This window comes from Maricaulis sp. (assembly GCF_048268525.1).
Taxonomy (GTDB): Bacteria; Pseudomonadota; Alphaproteobacteria; order Caulobacterales; family Maricaulaceae; genus Maricaulis.
On the sequence record NZ_JBLWVH010000001.1, the window covers coordinates 274,295 to 297,246 of the forward strand.

Below are 22,952 nucleotides of genomic sequence, written 5' to 3' on the forward strand. Positions count from 1 at the left end.
ACCCACCGAGCATCTGCACGAACGGAAGACGATGATGACCCAGACGATCAACGCGACGCTCGCCGCCGTCACCGACCGCATCCGCGTCCGCAGCGCACCGACCCGTGCCGCCTATCTCGCCCAGATCGCCGCGGCGCGCGAAACCGGACGGAACCGATCCACCCTGTCCTGCGGCAATCTCGCCCACGGGTTCGCGGCATGCGGTGGTGATGACAAGCGCGCCCTCAAGAGCGGTGGATGGGCCAATGTCGGAATTGTCACCGCCTACAATGACATGCTGTCCGCGCACCAACCCTTCGGCCCCTATCCGGACCAGATCAAGAAGGCGCTCAACCAGGTTGGTGCCGTGGGGCAGGTCGCTGGCGGGGTTCCGGCGATGTGTGACGGTGTCACCCAGGGGCAACCGGGCATGGAACTGTCCCTGTTCAGCCGCGATGTGATCGCCATGTCGACGGCTGTGGCCCTGTCCCACAACATGTTCGATGCCGCCCTGTGCCTGGGCGTGTGTGACAAGATTGTTCCGGGCATGATGATTGGCGCGCTGCGCTTCGGCCACCTGCCGGTGATTTTCGTGCCGGCCGGCCCGATGCGCTCGGGCCTGCCCAACCCGGAAAAGGCAAGAGTCAGGCAGCTCTTTGCCGAGGGAAAGGTCGGTCGCGATGCCCTGCTTGATGCCGAGAGCAAGAGCTATCATTCGCCGGGCACCTGCACCTTCTACGGTACCGCCAACTCCAATCAGATGCTGATGGAAATCATGGGGTTGCACATCCCGGGCGCGGCGTTTGTCAATCCGGCCGACCCGATGCGCGCGGCCTTCACACGTGCCGCAGCCCAGCGCGCCGCTGCCATCACTGCCGACAAAACAGACTATGCGCCGATGGGAGAAGTGGTCGACGAGAAAGCGCTGGTGAACGCCATTGTCGGCCTCCACGCGACTGGCGGTTCGACCAATCACACCATTCATCTGATCGCCATTGCCCGCGCCGCCGGCATCCTGATCGACTGGAGCGATTTCGACGCGCTTGCTGCGGTGACTCCGCTTTTGTGCCGCGTCTATCCGAACGGGCCGGCCGATGTGAACCACTTCCACGCCGCCGGCGGTCTGGGTTTTGTCATACGCGAGCTGCTGGATGCCGGCCTGCTGCACGATGACGTCCGCACGGTGATGGGCGAGGGCTTGCGGGCCTACGCCACGGAAGCCTTCCCGGACGGCGACGGACTCATCTGGAAACCGGTCGAAGGTCACTCTGCCGACCTGTCCATTGTCAGGCCTGTGGCTGAGCCGTTCTCCGCTGATGGTGGCCTGAAACTGCTCGAAGGTCCGCTCGGACGGGCGGTGATCAAGGTCTCGGCCGTGAAGGAGGAGCACCGTATCGTCGAGGCGCCGGCAATTGTGTTTGAAAGCCAGGAGAGCTTTCTCGACCGCTTCAAGGCGGGCGATCTGGATCGTGATTTCATTGCGGTTTTGCGCTTCCAGGGGCCCCGGGCGAACGGCATGCCGGAACTGCACAAGCTGACGCCGGCCCTTGGCTCTTTGCAGGACCGCGGGTTCAGGGTTGCCCTCGTGACTGACGGCCGCATGTCCGGCGCCTCCGGCAAGGTGCCAGCGGCCATCCATGTCAGCCCGGAAGCGGCGCTCGGGGGTCCGCTGGCCCGGGTCCATGATGGGGACCTGATCCGCCTCGATGCCCGCTCGGGTGAACTTGCCATTGTCGCAGACGGGTTTGAAGGGCGTGAACTTGCGCAAACGCCCAGCTCGGCACAGGCCGGGATGGGGCGTGAATTGTTTGCCGGTTTCCGTCAGCTCGCGGGGCCGGCCGAGGAGGGAGCGCTGGCCATTCCTGACCTTGTGACAGCCTCGCCGGTTGGCAGTGGATTGATTCCGGCCTGACCTGCCATCATCCTGCCGCACGGTTCTACCAGCCTGTAGCCCGTTTGACCGGATAGGATTGTGACATGCGTACAGCTGGTTCGTTTCGGGTTCTGGTTTCCGGCCTTGTTCTCGGACTTGGCCTTGCGATCGGCGACGGCTTTTCGGCAGACGGAGCGACAGTCACTGCGGCCAGCCCGTCCACCACGGCCACCCCGGCCCACGAGACCCGGGTGACGGCCCGCTATGCTTCGTCGGTCCTGATATTCAAGGTCGGCGAAATCACACTCGATGCCCGGTTCAGCGAGGCCGGGTATCAAGCCGACAGTTTCATTGAAGCCGCCGGCCTGGCCGCGCTCTTTACGGACTTCGATATTCGTGCCGAAGTCAGCGGCCGCGGTGGAAGTGGGGGACGGCAGCCTCTGGCCTACGCCCACACCGAGCGGACCGGTTCAAAAGTGCGAGATGTGCGCATCGACTTTGCGGGGCCTGTCGCGGAAACGGACGTCGAACCGCCGTTTGGATCCTGGGGCGAACCACCAGCCAGCGAAAGCGACCGGACCGGGGTGATCGACCCGATGACCGCCTTTTTCGAATTGTCTCGACGCCTGGAAGACGGTGACGGGTGTCAGGGGCGGCTGTCGGTCTTTGACGGCAAGGCCCGGTATGACCTGAGACTGGAAACAGTCGGTTTCGAGCGTGTCAGAACGCGTGGTTGGCGCGGCGAGGCGCTGGTCTGCCACGCCTGGTACGAACCAATCTCCGGCTATGATCCGGAAGACTACCCGAATGAAAGGGAGTTGCGTCATCCGTTGGTCCTGTGGCTTGCCCCTGTTGTCGGGCAGAATGGTCACTTGCCGGTGCGCCTGCATACGCGCGCGGGCTTCGGCGGGGTCACAATCGAGCTTTTGAGCCTGGATGTGACCGGGGCGGCGCCGGCGCAGGGATGATTTTTCTGCAGGCGTGACCGTCGTCACATGTTGCGCGGCAACACCTGACTAGATTGCCGGTACCGCTCATCGAGCGGCCCCAAACCCCGTGCCAGTCTTCTGAGACGGGAACGGCGGGGCACAAGTCCTTGCCCATGCGAAGCCCCAACTTCGCCTTGTGCCCCGCCGCAATTTGGACGGATGGTCCGGCCGGAGCTGAGATCCGCGCCCACTTCGGTATGCGTGTCACCACATGGATTTGATGCAGAAAAGTGTTGAAAGCCCGGTGCGCACCCTCGTCGCTGGCTGCTTGCGGTTGCACAGGTCGTGCGAAACACCAATGATGGCTGCCTGCGGTTTGGGGACAGGTGATGGGTGTGGGCACGCGCTACAAGGCGTTCATCAGTTACAGCCATAAGGATCAGGTGTTTGCGCGCTGGTTGCATCGCCAGCTGGAGACATACAACATTCCGTCGAGGCTGGTCGGGCGCGATACGGGGCACGGTCCGGTTCCACGCCGTCTGACGCCAATTTTCCGGGACCGGGAAGACCTGGCGGCCACTCGCGATCTGTCCGCGTCGGTCCGTGACGCCCTCGCCAATTCTGATGCATTGATCGTGATCTGTTCGCCTGATGCCGTCGCGTCACGTTGGGTGAACGAGGAGATCCGCGCCTATCGCCAGCTTAGTCCGAACGGGATTGTGCTGGCCGCCGTCGTGGCCGGGAATCCTGACGCCGATCCGGATGCCGAGCCTGGCGAGCGCTGCTTCCCGCCGGCCCTGCTCGAACCGGCTGCCGACGGGACGAAGTCCGAACCGGTTGCTGCGGACATGCGCCGACAGGCCGACGGTCGACGGATGGCATTGCTGAAACTGGTGGCGGGCCTGATCGGTGTCAGCCTCGATCAGCTGATCCAGCGCGACATCCAGCGCCGCCAGCGCCGCGTGACGGCCATCACAGGCGCGTCTGTTCTCCTTTCTGTAATCATGGCCACTCTGACGTTGTTCGCCATCTCGGCAAGGTCCGAGGCGGTACGGCGCAAGGCCGAGGCCGAGGACCTCATAGAATTCATGCTGAATGATTTGCGAGACAATCTGGAGCCGGTCGGGCGTCTTGACGTGCTGGATGCCGTCGGCGCGAAGGTCATCGAGTATTATGACGGTCAGAGCGGCGGTGCGATGACGACCGATGAGCTGGGCCGACGGGCCCGCGCCTTCCACCTCCTGGGGGTCATTGACAGTGCGCAAGGAGATCTTGAGCACGCGTACGAGCACTTCCGCATCGCCTACCAGTCGACCAGCCGCATTCTTGCCGTCGAACCCACGATGGGCGAGCGGGTCTATGAGCATGCCCAGAGCAGCTATTATGTCGGCTATTTCGCCTGGCGCCGGGGAGATCTCGCGACGGCCGAACAGCGATTTGGCGAGTACCGTGACCTCGCTTACCGACTGATCGAGATCAATCCCGACAATCCCGAATGGCAGGCGGAGGTCGCCTACGCCCACTCGAACATGGGCGCATTGTTTGTCGCCCAGCGGCGATGGGACGATGCGCTGGCTGCGGCAACGGCAGGCCTCACCCAGCTTCGCGCGATTGCGGCTGGCCGGCCGGACAATGATCCGGCCTGGCTGGAAGTCTCGGAGACCTTGGCTTGGGTGGCGTCGATATCGGAGATTACCGACGGTCGAGACGTTGCAATGGGCGTGCTGCGCGAGCAACTCGACCTGTATGAGAGTGGCCGGGTCGATCCGACCGATGACTGGCGTGTGCGCCGATCCGTCATTGCTGCAGAGTACGCATTGGCGCGCCTGTTGATCGCGCCGGGGATACGGACATCATCCGCCGATCTGCAGATGGCTCTCGAAATTCTCGAACCCGCCTCTCTGGAGGCGGCCGCCCTGATCGCGCACGAGCCGGAGAATCTGGAGTGGCGCCTCATTGGTGTGCGTCAGCGTCTTTGGTTGGCCCAGGCCGCCTTGTATGCCGGCCAGGTGGAATTGGCCCGCGACGCCTATGTCGCGGCGACCGGATTCATGGCGCATGAGGCCTGGGGCGCGGCTGAGGGGGCCCGTTTCGCCGTCAGTCGCCTGCATGCCAGCCTGATCGAGGGGCGGATTTTTGCCGCGCGCGGTGACCTGACAGCGGCCCAGGCCTCGATCGAACACATGCTGACCGCGTTGGGTCAGGTCGATGACTGGTCCGGTGCGGTTGATCACGCGCCCTATTACTATGCGGCAGGTGCCAACACGCTGGCCGATGTGCGCGAGGCGCAGGGCCATCACGCCGAGGCGCGACGAATTCGCGAGGAGATTGTCCGCCGGCTTGAGCCCGTGCAGGATCGGATCCGCACCGACTCGGCCGCCGAGCTGCAATACGCTCGCGAGGCCTTTGAACGCGAGTTGCAGGCGACCGAGTGAATGCGACTGGCCCGACGGCAGGGCGGTCGAAAGATGCCAGAGGGGATCCAAATGGCTGTGATCGATAAAGACGCGTTCGACGGGACACTGGTCCAGAAAGAATTGTTGGCCGATTGCGGTCAATTGCCCACGCAGACACAAATCAGCCTGATCGCGCGAGCGAGTGACGGTTTCACCGTCATGAACGGTAGCGATGTCGGGCGGGACATGTTTGACGAAACCGAGATCGCGGAAATCTTCGTGGTCTTTGCCGAAACCGTCAACGCGTTCAGCGATGCCGACGCGTCGACCATGCGCACGGCGGTGGGCGCCGCTCTTGCCGGAATGTGGACACCCTGCAGCGCCGTATTGCCCTGTCCGTTTGATCAGGACGCACATGGGCGCACCCGGATGATTTTCAATATCCACGTTCCGGGTTGGGGCTTCGAGGAGGCCCGCATCAAGTTCAAGGGCAAAGACCCGACCGGCCAGTTCTGCGGGCTGGACTGGCTCACCCTTAATGGAGAAAACTGCAAGCCTTATAGCTTCCAGATCCAGACCCAACCGGTCGAGGCCCCTGCCGACTATGAATTCGCGCTCTTCATCAATGCGTCCCAGGATGCCGGAAACCAGGCGACGCGCGTCATTATCGACCCTCAGGTCCGCCTTCTCCCGCCCTGATTCGGTTGCCAATGCGCGACATCCCGCTTCACGCGGAGTGGCACGGAATGCGTGAGCGCATTATCGACCGCTTCAATCAAGGCGATCTCGCGCGGGCCTATGATTTGTGCCAGGACGGTTTGCGTGATTGTCCGGATGATGTCTGGCTCAAGCATCGCGCCGTTCTTTGTCTGATCCGCTCTGGCGCGCTGGAACGGGCCGCGGCGGCCTACCGGGATTACAGGCTGGCGGACGTCCGCCATGACGAGGACTGTCTCGCGGTCGGGGCCCGGTTGCTGAAAGCGCTGGCACTGGAGTCGTCCGGGCAGGATTTTGCCCGTCTCGCGCTTGAAAGCGCCGAAAACTATGCCGACGTCTTCGCCCGAACCGGCGGCCATTATCCCGCCGTCAACGCAGCCAGCATGTACATGTTGGCAGGTAGGTCCAAAGAGGCCGACACATTCGCGCGGCGGGTCCTGTTCGGTGGCTTCGAAACCGCCTCGGCCTCACCCGAGCAGGCCTATTACCGGCACGCGTCCCAGGCGGAGGCCTACCTCCTGATCGGCGACCTGCCCGCCGCCCGGTCGACTCTGCGCGAAGCCTTCCGCCAGGATCCGGGCAATCATCTCGCCCACGCGACAACTCTGCGCCAGTTGCGATTGCTGGTCTCCGTTCTGGGACTTGAATCCGACTGGTTGGCGCCGCTTGAACCACCGCGCCCGGCGCATTTTGCCGGTCATATCTTCGGCACCGGCGAAGGGGCGGGACTACTTGCGCCCAGCGATGAGAACCGCCTTCGTGACACGGTCGAACTGTTGCTTGCCCGGCATCATGTCGGCCCGGTACATGGCGCCCTCGCTGCGGGGTCGGATATCGTGATAGCCGAGGCGGCGCTGGCGCGGGGCTGTGAGCTGAACATTGTCCTGCCGGTTCCGGTGCCGGTGTTTCTGGATGCGTCCGTGCGCCCGTTCGGCGAAGCCTGGGTCCATCGCTTTGAAGCCTGTCTCGAGAAGGCCGAAAAAGTTGTCGAGCTGACAACAGACCGGCGTATCGCCTCGCCCCGGGCGCTGAGTTTCTCCAGCGTCGTCGCCATGGGCCTGGCGCGAATGCGCGCCAGTGTTCTCGCCACGACACCCGTGCAGATACTCATCGCAGACGAGGCTGTGCCTTGTGATCCGGCGTTGTTTGGTACCCATCACGATGGGCAGGTTTGGACGGATTGCGGCCTCGACCAGGCGCGGATTGCCTATACCGGGACACGGAGTACCGGAAGCATCGACCCCAAGGGAGAAGCCGCACTCGAGCCGGGGTTTCATCCGGTCATGCGAGCCATGCTTTTCCTCGACATCGCCGGATCTTCAGCTGTTCCGGACGACCGGGTGCCGCATTTCGTGCAGGCCGTACTCAAGCCGCTGGCTGATTGCTGCGACGGCTTGGCGGCTCCGGCCGTTCATGCCGACAGCTGGGGTGACGGCATGTTCCTGGCATTCGACTCGGTCGAGAGCGCTGCGGTCGCGGCCGATGCGCTGCGGCAGGCTTTCGCGGCGGTCGACCTGGTCGCCCACGATCTGCCAACGACTGTCGGGCTGAGGATAGCCGGACATTTCGGGCCTGTTCATGAAGGCGAGGATCCCCTGCAAAAACGACCATCATTGTTCGGGGGGCAGGTCGCTGTCGCGGCCCGGATCGAGGCGGTGACGGTGCCCGGATCGATCTTTGTCAGCGAGGCATTCGCAGCAGCACTGGCGATGTCGTCGACAGGGTTTCGCAGCGAGTATGTCGGCCAGATACGGATCGACGCGATGATGCCCGAGCAACGCCTTTACGCACTCAGGGCAACCGCCAGCGATGCGGTCGTCGGCTTGCAGATGAGTCCGTCAGCTCGATCCACGAAGTCGATCTAGCTGGTCCGGGTCAACCAGCTCTATCCGGCCATTCAGCTTTTCGAGCAGGCCTTTGCGTTGGAGGTCATTGATGGTGCGCGACGCCGTTTCGCGGGTTGAATTGACCCGCATGGCAAGCTCCTTCATCGAGGGTGCCGGCTGGATCACGCGGGCCGTCCGGTCCAGGCCGACCGGGCGAGACATGCGCAGGAGTTCGGCATAGATGCGACCGGGTGCGGACAGGGCCGACAGCTCGAACATCCGCTGCGTGGTGTGCTGGACCCGTCGGGCGAGCAGGCGGGCCAGGGCAAGCCCGATCTCGCCATGGCGGCGCATCAAACCAAAGAAGTCAGTGCCGTCAAAGATTGCCAAGTCGCAATTGTCTTCAGCAATGATGCCCGATATCCGCGGCGCGCCGGTCAGCGCAGCCAGCTCACCGAAAACGGCGCCCGATCCAAAGGCATCCAGCCAGATTTCCTGGCCATTCTCTGACAACAGCACGACCCGCGCCTTGCCCTTCAAGAGAAGGAATACCCGATCATCAGCCTCATCCTGGGCGATGATGACTGTTCCCGCTGCGACATGGACACGCTCAGCCTGTCCGACCATATCGCGGCAGGCCGCCTCATCCCGAATCTCGAGACTTGCAAGGGCGGCGTTCCAGGATGTGTCGAGCGTCATGCCTGCTCCCGGCGGGGCAATCAAAATGAAAGATATTCGCAACTGGTCGCCAAAATTAGTCAGCTTGAACAATAATACCAGCAAATTCGGTTGCTTGTCTGACAGGCTGGCGGTGTCTCCATCGTCAAGTGGTGCAATGGAGGCTAGGCTTGCGGCCAGGTCGGGTTTCGGAGGGGATGATGCGGTATTTGGTGGCCTTGATGGCAGGACTGGGATGTCTGCTAGCGGCGTGCAGCGGCAGCGAGACGGACATGGAGCTTGCCGCGGGTGAAGCAGGGCCGGACAGGGCGGGTTTCAATCCGGCGTCACCGGCGACTGCCGCGGCCAATGGTCAGCTTGCGGCGCGCATCGATGCGATTGTGTCCGATGATGACGCCCTGGCCATGCGGGGCTTTGTCGGGCGGGATGACAGCCTGGATATTCGTGACGCCGACGGGGCGACTATCTGGCGCGTCACCGATTATGACTTTCTGACCGACGCGCCAGCGGCAACCGTTCATCCCGGTCTGTGGCGACAAGCCCGCCTGAACAATCATTACGGCCTGTTCGAAGTGATCCCCGGCGTCTACCAGGTTCGAGGATACGACCTCGCCAACATGTCGGTGATCGAGGGCGAGGCCGGCCGCATCATCATTGATCCTTTGACCTCGGTGGAAACTGCCCGGGCCGCATTGGCACTGGTCAATCGCGAGCTGGGTGAGCGCCCGGTCAGCGCGGTCATCCTGACTCATTCTCACATTGATCATTTTGGTGGCGTCGGTGCCGTGGCCGGACCGGACACGCCGATCATCGCGCCGGCGGGTTTCCTTGAGGCCTCTGTCAGCGAGAATGTCATGGCCGGGATCGTGATGGGGCGACGGGCCGGTTACATGTACGGCACGCAATTGCCTCGTTCGCGGCGGGGTCATGTCGGATCGGGGCTGGGCAAGCATCCGGCACTCGGCACGCACACCATCGCGCAGCCGACCCATGTGATCGATGAAACCGGCCAGACGCTGGAAATCGACGGGGTGCGCATGGAATTCCAGTACGCGCCCGACACCGAAGCGCCGGCTGAACTCACGGTCTTTTTCCCCGACCTTCAAGCCTGGTGTGGCGCCGAACTGGTCTCGCGCACAATGCACAATCTCTACACCCTACGCGGTGCCCAGGTCCGCGATGCGCTGGCCTGGTCCGGGGCGATCGACGATGCGCTGCGTCGCTTCGGTCCGCGCACGCAGGTCATTTTCAATTCCCACCACTGGCCGGTCTGGGGGCAATCCGAGGCGGCGGACTTCCTTGTCGCCCAACGCGATGTCTACAAATTCATCCATGACCAGACGCTGCGCCTCGCCGCGCGGGGCCTGGGGCCGGACGAGATCGCCGAAACCATCTCCCTGCCTGAGGGTCTGGCGGATATCTTCGCGGTGCAAGGCTATTATGGCACGCTCAAGCACAATGCCCGGGCCGTGTATCAGCGCTATTTCGGCTGGTATGACGCGGTGCCGGCGCATCTGGATCCGCTGCCACGCACGGTCGCGGCGCAGCGCTATGTCGAGGCGATGGGCGGTATCGATGCCGTCGTCCAGATGGCTGAGGACGCTCACGAGGCGGGTGACGACCGGTGGGCTGCGGAACTGGCGCAGCATGCGGTCTTCGCGGCGCCGGATGATGACGCGGCCCGCGACATGCTGGCCCGGGCGTACGAACAACTTGGCTATGTTGCCGAGTCGGCGCCCTGGCGCGATGTCTACCTGACCGGCGCCCATGAGCTGCGCCATGGTGTGGCCGCGCTTGATGCAACAGCGGCCGGATCGGCAATTCTCAACGAGATCCCGCTCGACATGTTTTTTGCGGCCATGGCGACGCGGCTGGACAGCGAGCGGGCGGAAGGGCGGAACCGGACCTTCAATTTCATATTCTCCGACGTCGGCGAGACCCATGTCGTCCGTCTGTCAAACGGGGTGATGCATCATCGCCAGGATGCTGCCGAGAGCGACGCCGATGCCACGGTCACGCTGACCCGAGCCTTCTGGATGCGCCTGCTGCAACAGGAAGCGGGCTTGATGGACATGATCGGCTCGGAGGACTTCGCGGTGCAGGGAGATCGTCTGGCCCTGCTCGGATTTTTCGCCATGCTGGAGCAGCCGCAGGCCGGATTTCCGATCGTCACACCTTAACGCGCTGGATTGCGGGCTTTTCCCCGCGAGGCAAAAGCTGGTTAAGTGTTTGTTCAATCGCCCCGGGGGTTTCCATGTTTCGCGCCGTTCTCGCTGCCAGTGCTGTCCTGATCTCCGGTGCCGGAGGTGCCTGGGCGCAGCCATCGCCGTTTGAAGCCCGCTACGATCCGGCCATTCCCGATGCACGGGCGACCTTTGGCTATGCCTTCGGTGAGGAGATCACGCCGCCCGAGGACGCCATCGACTATCTCTACACCCTGGAAGCGGCGGCACCGGACCGGGTCGATGTGGTCGAGTATGCGCGCAGCTGGGAAGGTCGGCCGCTGGCCTATGCGGTGATCGCCAATCCCGAGGTGATGACCCGTCTTGATGATATCCGGGCCGGTCTGGCCAGCCTTGCCGATCCGCGCGGCCTCGATGCCGCCAGTCGGGCGGCGCTGATCGCCGATCTGCCGGCGGTAGTCTGGCTGTCCTATGGCGTGCACGGCAATGAGATATCCTCGACCGATGCCGGGCTGCGGACCGCCTACCACCTGCTCGCCGCGCAGGACGACCCGGTGGTCGAGACCATCCTCGACAATACCATTGTCGTGGTCGACCCGACCCAGAACCCGGATGGTCGCAACCGCTTTCTCCAGTCCTTCCGCTCCGCGCGGGGTCTCGAATTCAGCGGCGACCGGTACACCGCCGAGCATGACGAGCCGTGGCCGGGCGGACGCTACAACCACTACCTTTTCGACCTGAACCGCGACTGGTTCGCCCGTACCCAGCCGGAGACGCGCGGTCGCACCGACGCGATCCTGGAATGGCGTCCTGTCGTTGTGGTCGACGCCCACGAAATGAGCGGCGACAGCAGCTATTTCTTCGCCCCGTCGGCGGAACCCTTCAATCCCGAGATCGTTCAGTCGCAGCGTGACGCCCAGGCCCTGATCGGCCGCAATCACGGGACATGGTTCGACCGGCTCGGCTATGCCTATTTCACGCGCGAAGTCTATGACGCCTTCTACCCCGGCTATGGCGACATGTGGCCAACGCTGCAGGGTTCGGTCGCCATGACCTATGAGCAGGCCTCGGCCCGCGGTCTGGCCTGGCGCCGCCGCGACGGCTCGACACTGACCTATGCCGATGGCGTCAATCATCACTTCGTGGCCAGCCTGTCGACCGCCCAGGTGGTGGCCGAAAACCGCGAACGTTTCCTGACCGATTTCGTCGAATTCCGCGCCAGCGCGTCGACCAGCGACGATGATCCGCAAGCCATGTTGCTGTCGCTGTCCGGCAATCGCTGGGGCGCCGAGCGGACTGCGCGCAACCTGGCGGCCCAGGGCATCGAGGTGGGGCGCGTTGCGCCGGGCACGTCAGCTTGCGGGACGAGACTGGACGATGGCGGCTTCCTGGTTCGTTTTGACCAGCCCGCTGGCCGTCTTGCCCGCACACTCCTGGAGCCCACGACCGATCTGCCCGCCGACTTTATGGTCGAGCAGGAGCGCCGCCGGGCCGACGGTCTGGGTCATGAGCTCTATGACGTGACCGCCTGGTCGCTGCCTTTGATGAACAATGTCGATGCCACCACCTGCCGCCGCTCGCCGAACCTGGCCACCGACCCGGTGGAGCCGGAAATGCCGATCGAACGCGTCACCACGCAGCACAGCGCCGAGTGGGGCTATGTCATCGCCTGGACCGATGCCGGGCAGGCCCGCTTTGTGGCGGCGCTGGCGCGTGCCGGTGTTGCGATGCGAACCACCGATGCCGCCTTCCGTATCGGCGACCGCAACTTCCCGCGTGGTTCTGTCGTCGTGCCGCGCCATGGCGCGCCCGATGATCTGGACGCGTTGATGAACCGCCTGGCCGCGGAGAGCGGTGCCCGATTTGAGGGTATGGCCACCAGCTGGGTCGATGAGGGTCCCAACCCGGGCAGCGACAATTTTCTGGCCCTGCGCGCACCGCGCGTCGCCATGTTGTGGGACGCCGGTACCGATCCGACCTCGGCCGGTGCCACTCGTTATGTCCTCGAGCGTCGCTACGACATTCCGGTCTCGGTGATCCGTGCCCGGTCTGCCAGTCGGGCCCGGTTGGACAATTACGATGTGCTGATCCTGCCTGAACAGGGGTATGGTGGCCTGTCGGGAGCCCTGGGTTCGTCTGGTGCGAGCGCGATTGGTGAGTTCGTGCGTGAAGGCGGCGTTGTGGTCGGTCTGGGGGATGCTACCCGTTGGCTGGCCTCCAGTGATGTCGGCCTGATCCCGGCCCAGCGCGAGCGCGCTGCTGATACTCCGCGCGACGGTGTTTCGGCTTCGGGCCAGACCATTGACGGCACAGTGCTGGCCAATGAGACCGAGCTTCGGGTCCTGGAAGCCGCCGCCGGTTCCCTGCCGGAATCCTCTCCGGGTGCGCTGGTGAATGTGGTCGCCAATCCCAATGCCTGGATGGCCGCTGGATATGGTGGCGGCGCGGCCGCCCTCGTAACCGGCTCCGACATCTATGCGCCCGTGGCGATGGATGATGCCACAACCGCCCTGCGTTTCGAGGCCCGGGATACGCTGCTCGCGGGCGGCTATCTGTGGGAGGAATATGCCGACCAGCTGGCCCTGAAGCCCTTCGTCCTGTCGACCCGTCAGGGCGCCGGACAGGTGGTGGCGATCACCCAGTCGCCGACCACGCGCGCCTATCTGGAAGGTCTCGACCTGCTGCTCCTCAACGCCATCCTGCTGGGACCGGCGCATTCACGGGCGTTGCGCTAGGGGGTCAGCCCTCGATCTCCTCGCGCAAGGCCTCCAGTTCCAGCCAGCGGTCTTCCTTGTCGGCGCGGTCCTGCATGGCTTCGCCGAGGCGTTTGGAGACGGCGGCGAAGCGGGCGCTGTCGGCGAACAGCTTGGGGTCGGCCATGTCGGCTTCCAGGCGCGCGATTTCCTGGCTGAGTTTCTCGATCTCGTCGGGCAGGAGTTTGAGGGCGTAGCGATCCTTGTTGGCCATGCGGCGGCGTTCCGGCTTCACCTCGGTGCTGGCGGCCGGCTTTTCGGCTGGCTTGCCGGCTCTGCCGCCAGACTTGTCGAGAGCGCTCACGCCGGCGCCGCGCTGGGCGACCATGTCGGCATAGCCGCCGGCATATTCCTGCCAGAGGCCATCGCCCTCGGCGATGATCACCGAGGTGCAGCAGCGGTCGAGGAAGTCCCGGTCGTGCGAGACCAGGAAGACCGTGCCGGCATAATCCGCGATCAGGCCCTGCAACAGGTCGAGCGTCTCCAGGTCGAGATCATTGGTCGGCTCGTCGAGGACCAGCAGGTTGGACGGCAGGGCCAGGGCCCGTGCCAGCATGATCCGCGCCCGCTCGCCGCCGGACAATACATGGACCGGCGTGTTGGCCTGTTCCGGCGGGAAGAGGAAATCCTTCATGTAGGCGACGACATGCTTTGTCTTGCCGCCGACCTCGACCTGGTTGCCGCTGCCCTGGGTCAGGGCTTCCGACAAGGTCCAGTCATCCTTCAGGGCGAGGCGCTTCTGGTCGAGCGAGGCAATTTCCAGCTTGGTGCCGAGGCGGACCGTGCCGCTGTCCGGCGCCAGCTGGCCGGTCAGGATGTTGAGTAAGGTGGTCTTGCCGGCACCATTGGGGCCGACCAGGCCAATGCGGGCATTGCGGGCGATCTTGGTCGAGAAGTCACTGACAATGGCGCGTTCGCCATAGTTCAGCGAGACGCCCTTGGCCTCGGCGACCAGCTTGCCGCTTTCGCCGGCTTCAGAGGTCTCCAGCTTGACGGTGCCTTGCGGTCCACGATGGTCGCGGCGTTGTTGCTTGAGGGCGTGCAGATCACCCAGGCGGCGGACATTGCGCTTGCGCCGGGCGGTGACACCATAGCGCAGCCAGTCTTCCTCGCGCACGATCTTGCGGTCGAGCTTGTGTAACTCGTCCTGTTCCTGTTCCAGCACCGTGTCGCGCCAGGCCTCGAAGCCGCCAAAGCCCTGGTCGAGCTGGCGGGTCTGGCCGCGGTCGAGCCAGACGGTCTTGCGGGTCAGGTTTTCCAGGAAGCGGCGGTCATGGCTGATCAGGACCAGGGCCGAACGGCAATGGCGCAGCTCCTCCTCCAGCCATTCGATCGCCGGAAGGTCGAGATGGTTGGTGGGTTCGTCGAGCAGCAGGATGTCGGGGTCCGGCGCCAGGGCGCGGACCAGCGCGGCGCGTCGGGCCTCACCACCGGAAACCTGCGCCGGGGTCTCGTCGCCGGTCAGGCCGAGGCGTTCGAGCAGATAGTCGGCCCGGTAATCGGCATCGCCCGGCGCGAGGCCCGACATCACATAGTCGCGGATGGTGGCATGGGCCGACAGGTCCGGATCCTGTTCCAGGTAACGCACCGTGGCCGACGGGTGGACGAAACGGTCGCCCTCATCGCATTCGACCAGACCGGCCGCGACCTTGAGCAGGGTCGACTTGCCCGAGCCATTGCGCCCGACTAGGCACAGGCGTTCGCCTTCATCGACCTGCAGGTCGGCGCCCGCAAGCAGCGGCGTCACGCCGAAGGTGAGATGGATGTTCTGGAGCGTGAGAAGAGGTGGAGCCATGTGTCTCCGCATACAATCGCGAAGGCTTGCGGTCACGCTGTTCCGGCAGAGGGCGCGCTGGAATCCGCCGGATTCTGGTTGGGGGGGACAGATCGGGTCACGCGTCCCTCTGGCGCCGATCCTGAACAAAGCCTCATTTGCGCCATAATGGGGCGCGGCCTAGGTTGGCGCCCAGGGACAGGAGAGGGACGCGGGCAAGGCCGGCGCAATAACATCATGCTGACGATCAAGAATCTCACGAAAACCTATGGCAATGGCGTGCGCGCCATGGACGGGGTCACGCTGGACATTCCCAAGGGCATGTTCGGCCTGCTCGGCCCCAATGGTGCCGGCAAGTCGACGCTGATGCGCACCCTGGCCACGCTGCAGGCACCCGATAGTGGTGAGGCGACCTTCGGTGAGATCGATATCGTCAAGGATCCCAAGGCACTGCGCGCCACGCTGGGCTATCTGCCGCAGGACTTCGGTGTCTATCCGCGCATGTCGGCGCGGGCGATGCTGGACCATCTGGCGGTCCTCAAGGGCCTGACCAATGCCAAGGAACGCAAGCAGGTCGTCGAAGCCCTGCTGGAACAGACCAATCTGACCCAGCACGCCAAGAAATCCGTCGCCTCCTATTCCGGCGGCATGCGCCAGCGTTTCGGCATTGCCCAGGCCCTGCTGGGTGACCCGCAGCTGATCATCGTCGACGAGCCGACCGCCGGCCTCGACCCGGAAGAGCGCAACCGTTTCCACAATCTCCTGTCCGAGATCGGCGAAAATGTTGTGGTCATCCTGTCGACCCATATCGTCGAGGACGTTTCCGACCTGTGCCCGAAAATGGCGATCATGAACCAGGGCAAGATTGTCGCCCAGGGCGTGCCGGCCGATCTGGTCAAGGCGCTGGAGGGCAAGGTCTGGTCGAAGACGGCCGCCAAGTCCGATCTCGCCGAATTGCGCACCCGCCACAATGTCATCTCCGAACGCCTGACCATGGGCCAGGTGATGATCCGCGTCCTGGCCGACAGCCAGCCGGGCGATGACTTCGTGTCGGCGGCTGCTGATCTTGAAGATGTGTATTTCTCGACCATCCGCGGCGGCCAGTCCGCAGCGGCAGCGGCTTAAGTCGGCGCGGGCGGAGGGTATATCATGTTAGGCAAAATCGCCGGGTTCGAATTCCGGTTTCAACTCCTATCCCCAGCGTCTATCGCGATATTTGCGCTGTTCGTAATCTTGGTTTTTCTGATCGGTGCGACCGAACAGGTCACACTCGGCGGCAGTCGCGCCATCAACTTCAATTCGCCAACCGAGTTGACGCTTGTCGTGCTCGCCATGTCCGTGTTCGGCGCCATCATTCCAACAGCGTTCCTGTCGTCCGGTGTGTTGCGGGACTATGGATTTAAGACGGCGGAATTGTTTCATTCCCGACCGGTTGACGAGCGAACCTTTGTTCTCGGGCGTTTTCTAGGTGGGTTCTTGATCACCGCGGTGGTCTTTGCCAGCGTGCCGTTGGCGTTCCTGGTTGCGACCAGCATGCCGTGGCTCGACCCTGAACGGATAGGGCCGACAAATCTAGGCTGGTATGCCTATATGTTTGTTGTCGGTGGCTTGGTGAACATGCTGTCGACCGGTACGATCCTCTTTACAGTCGCCAATCTCACGCGGTCGACCATTTTGACTTACACCGCGTTTATCGGGCTTTTGATCCTGTGGGTCGTCGGCAATTTCCTCTCGGCTTTCCAACCTGACTTGCGCGACCTGTTTGCGATAGTCGATCCGTTTGGCCTGAACGCTTTTGGCGAGATTACCCGGTACTGGACAATCTCCGAACAGAACTCCCAGATCGTGCCGCTTGAAGGCGTTTTCCTCACGAACCGGCTTCTGTGGCTTGGAATTTCGGTCGCATTGTTGGTTGTGAATGTCTTGACGTTCAGGTTCCGCGCTCCTGGTGGGGCGGGGTTGTTCGGGCGTTCGAGGGCGTCCGTTGAGAGCAGCTACGCCATTGGCGAGATACGACTTCCCCGCATGACGCCGCGTACGGATGTTGGCGCGGCGTTCAGCCAGTTCATGGCGCGGCTCGGGTTCGAGGTGAAGGGGGTCGTTTTTAATGTGGCGTTCTGGATTCTCCTCGCGTTCGCCCTGCTCAACACCATCCCGGGGCTGATCCTTGGGAGCCAATTCTACGGAACGGCGAACTTCCCGGTCACTCGGGTTATGTTCAGCGTGATCAACTCGAATTTTGCCTGGTTCCCGCTGGTCGTTATCATTTACTACGCAGCTGAGGTGATGTGGCGCGAACGGCGGGTTGGGTTCTCCGAAATTGTTGATGCCACACCCACACCAAGTTGGGTTTTCGTAACCACCAAATTCTTTGCGCTTTGCGTCGTTGTTGCCGCGCTGGCCTTGCTGGGAGTTGTGGCTGCAGTGACCATCCAGCTCATTCGCGGTTATACAGCGATCGAGCTCGATCAGTATCTGATCCGCTCGCTGGTGGAGATCATCGTACCGTTCAGCATTTTCGCGGCGCTCGCCGTGTTTGTGCAGGTCCTGTTCAATAACCGCTGGCTCGGAATGGGCGTCATGATCGCCTACCTGCTCGCGCGCGGCGGGTTGGCGACGCTCGGCTATGATCATCTGCTCTATAATTACGGCAATGCGCCGGGCACTCCCTATTCTGATATGAATGGCTATGGTCATTTCGTCGGGATCGCCGCCTGGTTCTACACCTATTGGGCATTCTGGGCGGTATTGTTGCTGGCCTTGTCGTATGCGTTGTGGACCCGAGGCATTATGAGGCCGATTGCCAAGCGCGTTTTGGCGCTTCCCCGGGCCTTCACCCCCGCCACCGGCATGGTCGCCCTCATCGCCGTCATCGGCGCGGGTGCGACAGGTGGCTGGATTTTCTACAACACCAACATCCTCAACACCTATATCTCGGGACCCGACCAGCGGGGCCTGGCGGCGGAGTATGAGCGTCAGTATCTGCACCTGCAGGACCTGCCGCAGCCGACCATCATCGAGACGGCCTATGACGTCGACATCTATCCGGAGGATCGTCGCTATACGGCCACCGGTCATTATGTGCTGGAGAACAAGGAAGACACGGCGATCGACACGCTGTGGATTTCCTACGGACAGGGAACAACCATCGTCTCGCAGGAGCTCGAAGGCGGTTCACTGGCGACCTCGGATGAGGGGTTCTACTTCTACTCCTTCGATCTCGGCACGCCGCTTGAACCCGGTGAAACTCGGCGTTTTGACTTCACGGTCGAGCGCAACAATCCGGGCTTCCGCAATTCCGGCAATGTCGGGACCGTCAATCACAACGGCACCTTCTTCAACAATTCGGAGTCGATGCCCAATATCGGCTTCAACAGCAATTGGCGCCTGACCGACCGGCAGCAGCGCCGCCGCGAAGGTCTGGAGCCGATCGAGCGGGCCTATCCGCTCGAGGATGAAAGCCGCTGGTATGAGAACGGGATCACCAACTCCGATTATGTGACCTTCCGGACCACCGTTTCGACGGCTCCGGGCCAGATCGCAGTCGCGCCGGGCTATCTGGCGCGTGAGTGGGAAGAGGACGGCCGCCCGCATTTTGAATACGTCATGGATCGGCCGATCCTGAACTTTTACTCCTGGCTCTCGGCCGAGTATGAGGTGGCGGAGCGGGAGACCGACGGCATTCTCTACCAGGTCTTCCATCATCCCGATCATGCCTGGAATGTTGAGCGGATGCTGGAGGCGGGTGAGGACTCGATCGGATATTTTTCCGAGCATCTCAGCCCCTACCAGTATCGCCAGTACCGCATTCTGGAGTTCCCGGCCTACGCGACCTTCGCCCAGGCTTTCCCGAACACCATCCCGTTCTCGGAAGGCATCGGCTTCATCGCCGATCTCTCGGACCCGCAGGACATCGACTATGTCTACTACGTCACCGCCCACGAAGCGGCGCACCAGTGGTGGGCGCATCAGGTGATGTCGGCCAATGTCCAGGGCGGCACGATGCTGATCGAGACCTTCGCCCAGTATTCGGCCCTGATGGTGATGCGCCAGGAATATGGCGAGGACCATATGCGTCGCTTCCTGAAGTACGAGCTCGACAGCTATCTGTCGGGTCGGGGTTCGGAAGCGATCGAGGAGCAGCCGCTCTACCGGGTCGAGAACCAGCAATACATCCATTACCGCAAGGGCGCGGTGATCATGTATGCGCTGCAGGACTATGTCGGTGAGGACGTGGTGAACCGGGCCATGCAGCGCCTGATCGCCGAGCGGGCCTTCCAGGGTGAGCCCTATGCGACGACGCTCGACTTCCTGCGCCTGTTGCGCGAGGAGGCGGGGCCTGAGCATGAGGCGATGATCCATGACTTCTTCGAGCGCATCGTCCTGTTCGATCTCAATGTGACTTCGGCCACGGCGAGCGAACGGACAGATGGTCGCTGGGACCTGGTTCTGGAGATCGAAGCTCACAAGTTTGAGGCCGACGGGGCCGGCGAGCAGACCGAGGAGGCCATTGACTACATGATCGATATCGGTGTCTTCACGGAAAACCTCGACGATGCCTATGAGGGCTCGGATCATGTGCTCTACATGGACAAGCATCGTATCAACGAGACCACGATGCGGATCGAGTTGATCGTCGACGAGCAGCCGCTCTATGCGGGGATTGATCCCTACAACAAGCTGATCGACCGCAATTCAGACGACAATCTGATGCCGGTCACGATCGAGTAGGGCGGCGCTCAGGCGCGCAGGAAAGCCGGGCCTTCGGGTCCGGCTTTTTTGTGTCGGACAGAGGGGCAATCAGCCGATCAACGCCTTGGGAACGCCCTGCCCCTTGTCGCGGATGAGGCTGCGCAAGAAGGCGGGGAAGACTTCCATGGCGTCGCGGGCCGAGAGGGAACCGGGGTCGCGACCGCGCCACCAGTACTCCCAATAGGATGTGACATGGGTCAGCGCCGACAGGTCGCTGCCCAGATGGTAAAAATACCCGTCTGCCTTGAGCAGGAATTCGCGGATGGTGACCGGGTCGCCGCTCTGGCAGAAGCGGTCGAATTCCGTCTGGAAACCGTCGAGCACCGAAACCAGCGCCGCCCAGCGCTGGCGGGTCTCCTTGAGTATGAGTTTGCGGATCTCGTTGATCTGGCTGCGTTCCTGGGGCGTGACGCCACGAATCATCAGATCGTCCATCTCAATGACGAATTGGCGCAGGCGGTCGGTCGCATCATTCAGCTTCCAGCGGTAATAGAGCACGCCCTTCCAGCCGAACATGCCATCGACAAATTCTTCCTTGGTCATGCCGAGGGTCTGGCGCAGCGCGTTCATTTTCGGTGTGTCCTCGCCCTCGATGATCTCGACGGCGAATTTGAGGGCCCTCTCGTCATCATCGGCGAGATTTTCGTGACCGAAGGCCAGTCCGACCACCCCGGCGATCTGTTTGGCGACATAGGCCTGCATGGCCTTGCGCTCTTTCGGCGTGATCTGGAAATAGCGCGGATCAATGGGGCGTTCATGACGCAGGAAGCGATCAGCGAGCAGGAAGGGGTCGAATGAGGGGAGCTTGGACAGCTCGCGCAGCCGTGCAAGATCGTCATCCAGATGGTCGCCGCCGTCGACGGTCACATCGAGGAAGCGCCGCAATTTGGTCAGACCACGCCGTTCCTCCACGAAGAGTGAGTGCCCGCCCATCCCCAGGTTATCTATGCTGACCGGGATGATGACCTTGGTCACCACAGCCGCATCAACCGCCAGCATGCCCCGTTCGTGGGGGCGGACCGTGTGCTTGATCAGGAAGGCGTGGTTCAGTTTGGGGTGTTGGAAAACCGGCCGTCGCTCGAACTCCAGGTCGTCCGCATGGGCGCGGGTGATCGAATACAGGTCGAAGATGCGTGTTGTCGCCCCGCCCTGGACGATCCGCTTCAGATTGGCATCCATACTCGTTCTCACCCTTGGTTTGCCAAGGATGGACAGCAATCCTGTCAGATTGGTAATCGAGGCCGGCTCGGCCGCTCATAAGTTATTCGACTAGGCAGCGCTGACCGCGTGGACTACCGGGTGCGGGATGGGAGAATGGATGCGTCGACGCGTATCGTCAGGGCGGCCTTCGCTGTCCGGTGAGACGCGGGTCACGCTGGCGGTGAAGTCTGAAAACAGCATGACCGCTTCGCGGGCATGCAGGAATCCCTTGGTGTTCTGTTTGGCCCAATAGGACCAATAGCCCGGTATATGGCTGACCACCGACAGGTCACTCCCGACGTCGTAGAACAAAGTCGGTGCCTTCAACAGGAAGTTGCGGAACCCGTTGACATCTTCGCCACGGCAAAAGCGGCCGAAGACGGTTTCATACTCATCCATTATCGATGTCAGGCTTCTCCACCTGTGTCGTGTCTCGTCAATGATGGTTCGGCGCATGCGTTGCAGTTCAAGACTTTCCGGTTCCGAGGCGCCGACAATCGACACGGCCTTGAGTTGGGCGATGAAGGTTTTCAGGGCGTCCAGGGCTTCGCTCATGCACCAGCGGTAGTAGAGCACACCCTTCCAGCCGAAAATGCCGGACTTGAATTCCATTTCGGTCATGTCGAGGGATTTGCGCAGCGCCTGCATCCGTCCGTCGAGATCGCCTGACAGGAGTTGGCGGGTGAAGCGCATGGCCCGCTCGTCATCGCGCCCGCCGTTTTCCTCACCAAAAGCGAGGGCGATGACCGACACGATCTGCTTGGCGACCGAGGACTCCATCCGGTCGACTTCGGCATCGGTAATGTTGAAGTAGCAATCGTCGATCGGGCGGACATGGTCGCGGAACCGCTCGGCGATCAGGAAGGGGTCGAAGGAGGGCAGGGCGGCCAGTTCACGCAGACGGATCAGGTCGAGATCGAGCAGGTGTGGCTCGTCGGTACGCTCGAACAGGGTCCGCATCTTTGAAGCAAAGCCCAGTTCCTCGACAAAGACGGCGTGTCCGCCCAGGGCGAGGTCATCATGGGCGAGCGGAACCAGGACCTTGGTGACGACAGGCTGGCTCGACATCACATAGGGCCGTTCATGGGCGCGAACGGTGTGTTTGACCACGAAACAGCGGTTCAGGCGGGAGTGCTGGAAGAAGGGGTTGTCGGCATGGGCGTCAAATTCGCCATAGCGCTTGGCAATCGAGTGCAGGTCGAGAATGCGCGAGGTTGCCCCACCCTTGATGATGTTGCGCAGGTCGGAACGGACGGTCTCGCGAACTCGTGTCATCAGCCTCTCCTTCAATGAGGTCAGGCTAGGACAGCGGTTTTAAGGAGAGGTCTGTCGCAGCACCGGCATTCGACTTTCAATTGAGTCGAATGCCGGATGACGCGGTTAATCCGCCGCCGGCTTGAGACTGGCGAACAGCAGGCCGGCGAGCACGCCGCCCAGCGCCAGGGTCAGAAGGCCAGACAGCTCGCGACTGGCAGCGACCGGCGTGATCGTCGATCCGAGCAGGTGTTGATAGACCAGTGTGATGCTCGTGATCATGACGATCACGGCCAGCCCACCGGCCAGGCCGAAGCCGAACAGGCGCCAGTTCGGGCCAAGCCAGCGAGACACCCACCCGGCCACCGGAAAGGCGATCGCAAAGCCGATCAGGTTCAGGACCAGCAGCGTCGGGGCGAAGCCTTGCAAGTCGCGCAGGCTGGCATCGGTCCGCACATCCAGGGGTATCTCCGCACCAATCCGGGCGAGGGCCTGCAGGTCGACATGGGTATTGGCCAGGCTGACCAGAACCGTCCCGACGAGGACCGCGAGGAGGTAGATCGCTACTGTTCGCACTGTCGTCATCCCGAAGGCCTCGCTGGTACTCTACAGGGTGGCCGCGAGCCTATAGGGTGGCG

General features: G+C 62.8%; 14 protein-coding genes. 9 read left to right on the plus strand and 5 right to left on the minus strand.

Going from position 1 to position 22,952, the window contains the following annotated elements:
- The first annotated feature begins 34 nt into the window (after window positions 1-34).
- The 5 genes from edd to ACN0X9_RS01120 all read left to right on the plus strand — a co-directional run bounded on the left by edd (window position 35) and on the right by ACN0X9_RS01120 (window position 7,759).
- On the plus strand, window positions 35-1,891 hold the full coding sequence (gene edd, locus ACN0X9_RS01100) for a phosphogluconate dehydratase (RefSeq protein ID WP_417485791.1): 1,857 nt from the start codon (window positions 35-37) through the stop codon (window positions 1,889-1,891).
- Window positions 1,892-1,956: 65 nt separating this feature from the next.
- Window positions 1,957-2,820, plus strand: a complete 864-nt coding sequence (locus tag ACN0X9_RS01105) for a DUF3108 domain-containing protein (protein ID WP_417485792.1) — start codon at window positions 1,957-1,959, stop codon at window positions 2,818-2,820.
- 350 nt (window positions 2,821-3,170) lie between these two features.
- Window positions 3,171-5,216 carry a toll/interleukin-1 receptor domain-containing protein gene (locus ACN0X9_RS01110; RefSeq protein WP_417485793.1) on the plus strand — a complete coding sequence of 682 codons (2,046 nt, stop codon included), beginning with the start codon at window positions 3,171-3,173 and terminating at the stop codon, window positions 5,214-5,216.
- Between the two features lie 51 nt (window positions 5,217-5,267).
- Entirely contained in the window at window positions 5,268-5,876 is a 609-nt protein-coding gene (locus ACN0X9_RS01115) for a hypothetical protein (protein WP_417485794.1), read from the plus strand.
- A gap of 47 nt (window positions 5,877-5,923) precedes the next feature.
- The gene (locus ACN0X9_RS01120) at window positions 5,924-7,759 is read left to right on the plus strand and encodes a tetratricopeptide repeat-containing protein (RefSeq protein WP_417485795.1); all 1,836 of its coding nucleotides are present in this window, start codon (window positions 5,924-5,926) and stop codon (window positions 7,757-7,759) included.
- On the opposite strand, the gene ACN0X9_RS01125 is transcribed toward ACN0X9_RS01120, so the two are convergent.
- Window positions 7,733-8,419 carry a Crp/Fnr family transcriptional regulator gene (locus ACN0X9_RS01125; protein ID WP_417485796.1) on the minus strand — a complete coding sequence of 229 codons (687 nt, stop codon included), beginning with the start codon at window positions 8,417-8,419 and terminating at the stop codon, window positions 7,733-7,735. The genes ACN0X9_RS01120 and ACN0X9_RS01125 overlap by 27 nt on opposite strands.
- Window positions 8,420-8,670: 251 nt before the next feature.
- Between ACN0X9_RS01125 and ACN0X9_RS01130 the strand changes: the two genes are divergently transcribed.
- Entirely contained in the window at window positions 8,671-10,578 is a 1,908-nt protein-coding gene (locus tag ACN0X9_RS01130; RefSeq protein WP_417485797.1) for an alkyl/aryl-sulfatase, read from the plus strand.
- 74 nt (window positions 10,579-10,652) lie between these two features.
- Window positions 10,653-13,316 carry a M14 family zinc carboxypeptidase gene (locus ACN0X9_RS01135; protein WP_417485798.1) on the plus strand — a complete coding sequence of 888 codons (2,664 nt, stop codon included), beginning with the start codon at window positions 10,653-10,655 and terminating at the stop codon, window positions 13,314-13,316.
- A 4-nt stretch (window positions 13,317-13,320) separates the two neighbouring features.
- Here the strand turns inward: ACN0X9_RS01135 and ACN0X9_RS01140 are convergent, their stop codons facing one another.
- A complete protein-coding gene (locus ACN0X9_RS01140; RefSeq protein WP_417485799.1) occupies window positions 13,321-15,129 on the minus strand; it encodes an ABC-F family ATP-binding cassette domain-containing protein in 1,809 nt (602 codons plus the stop codon).
- A gap of 216 nt (window positions 15,130-15,345) precedes the next feature.
- Between ACN0X9_RS01140 and ACN0X9_RS01145 the strand changes: the two genes are divergently transcribed.
- Both ACN0X9_RS01145 and ACN0X9_RS01150 read left to right on the plus strand, forming a co-directional pair.
- Window positions 15,346-16,233, plus strand: a complete 888-nt coding sequence (locus tag ACN0X9_RS01145) for an ABC transporter ATP-binding protein (protein ID WP_417485800.1) — start codon at window positions 15,346-15,348, stop codon at window positions 16,231-16,233.
- A 108-nt stretch (window positions 16,234-16,341) separates the two neighbouring features.
- Complete coding sequence (locus ACN0X9_RS01150) at window positions 16,342-19,839, plus strand: ABC transporter permease/M1 family aminopeptidase (RefSeq protein ID WP_417485801.1); 3,498 nt, start codon at window positions 16,342-16,344, stop codon at window positions 19,837-19,839.
- Between the two features lie 69 nt (window positions 19,840-19,908).
- Here ACN0X9_RS01150 and ACN0X9_RS01155 read toward each other — a convergent pair whose 3' ends face one another.
- From ACN0X9_RS01155 to ACN0X9_RS01165, 3 genes are all read right to left on the minus strand, one after another.
- Window positions 19,909-21,039 (minus strand): hypothetical protein, encoded by a 1,131-nt coding sequence (locus tag ACN0X9_RS01155; RefSeq protein ID WP_417485802.1) that lies wholly within the window; start codon window positions 21,037-21,039, stop codon window positions 19,909-19,911.
- Window positions 21,040-21,129: 90 nt separating this feature from the next.
- A complete protein-coding gene (locus ACN0X9_RS01160) occupies window positions 21,130-22,335 on the minus strand; it encodes a hypothetical protein (RefSeq protein WP_417485803.1) in 1,206 nt (401 codons plus the stop codon).
- A 105-nt stretch (window positions 22,336-22,440) separates the two neighbouring features.
- A complete protein-coding gene (locus ACN0X9_RS01165) occupies window positions 22,441-22,899 on the minus strand; it encodes a hypothetical protein (RefSeq protein ID WP_417485804.1) in 459 nt (152 codons plus the stop codon).
- Window positions 22,900-22,952 lie beyond the last annotated feature (53 nt).

Bases quoted from the DNA above. Each gene is read 5' to 3' on its own strand.
- edd (WP_417485791.1), top strand. From the start codon at position 35: ATGACCCAGACGATCAACGCGACGCTCGCCGCCGTCACCGACCGCATC.
- ACN0X9_RS01105 (WP_417485792.1), top strand. From the start codon at position 1,957: ATGCGTACAGCTGGTTCGTTTCGGGTTCTGGTTTCCGGCCTTGTTCTC.
- ACN0X9_RS01110 (WP_417485793.1), top strand. From the start codon at position 3,171: ATGGGTGTGGGCACGCGCTACAAGGCGTTCATCAGTTACAGCCATAAG.
- ACN0X9_RS01115 (WP_417485794.1), top strand. From the start codon at position 5,268: ATGGCTGTGATCGATAAAGACGCGTTCGACGGGACACTGGTCCAGAAA.
- ACN0X9_RS01120 (WP_417485795.1), top strand. From the start codon at position 5,924: ATGCGTGAGCGCATTATCGACCGCTTCAATCAAGGCGATCTCGCGCGG.
- ACN0X9_RS01125 (WP_417485796.1), bottom strand. From the start codon at position 8,419: ATGACGCTCGACACATCCTGGAACGCCGCCCTTGCAAGTCTCGAGATT.
- ACN0X9_RS01130 (WP_417485797.1), top strand. From the start codon at position 8,671: ATGGAGCTTGCCGCGGGTGAAGCAGGGCCGGACAGGGCGGGTTTCAAT.
- ACN0X9_RS01135 (WP_417485798.1), top strand. From the start codon at position 10,653: ATGTTTCGCGCCGTTCTCGCTGCCAGTGCTGTCCTGATCTCCGGTGCC.
- ACN0X9_RS01140 (WP_417485799.1), bottom strand. From the start codon at position 15,129: ATGGCTCCACCTCTTCTCACGCTCCAGAACATCCATCTCACCTTCGGC.
- ACN0X9_RS01145 (WP_417485800.1), top strand. From the start codon at position 15,346: ATGCTGACGATCAAGAATCTCACGAAAACCTATGGCAATGGCGTGCGC.
- ACN0X9_RS01155 (WP_417485802.1), bottom strand. From the start codon at position 21,039: ATGGATGCCAATCTGAAGCGGATCGTCCAGGGCGGGGCGACAACACGC.
- ACN0X9_RS01160 (WP_417485803.1), bottom strand. From the start codon at position 22,335: ATGACACGAGTTCGCGAGACCGTCCGTTCCGACCTGCGCAACATCATC.
- ACN0X9_RS01165 (WP_417485804.1), bottom strand. From the start codon at position 22,899: ATGACGACAGTGCGAACAGTAGCGATCTACCTCCTCGCGGTCCTCGTC.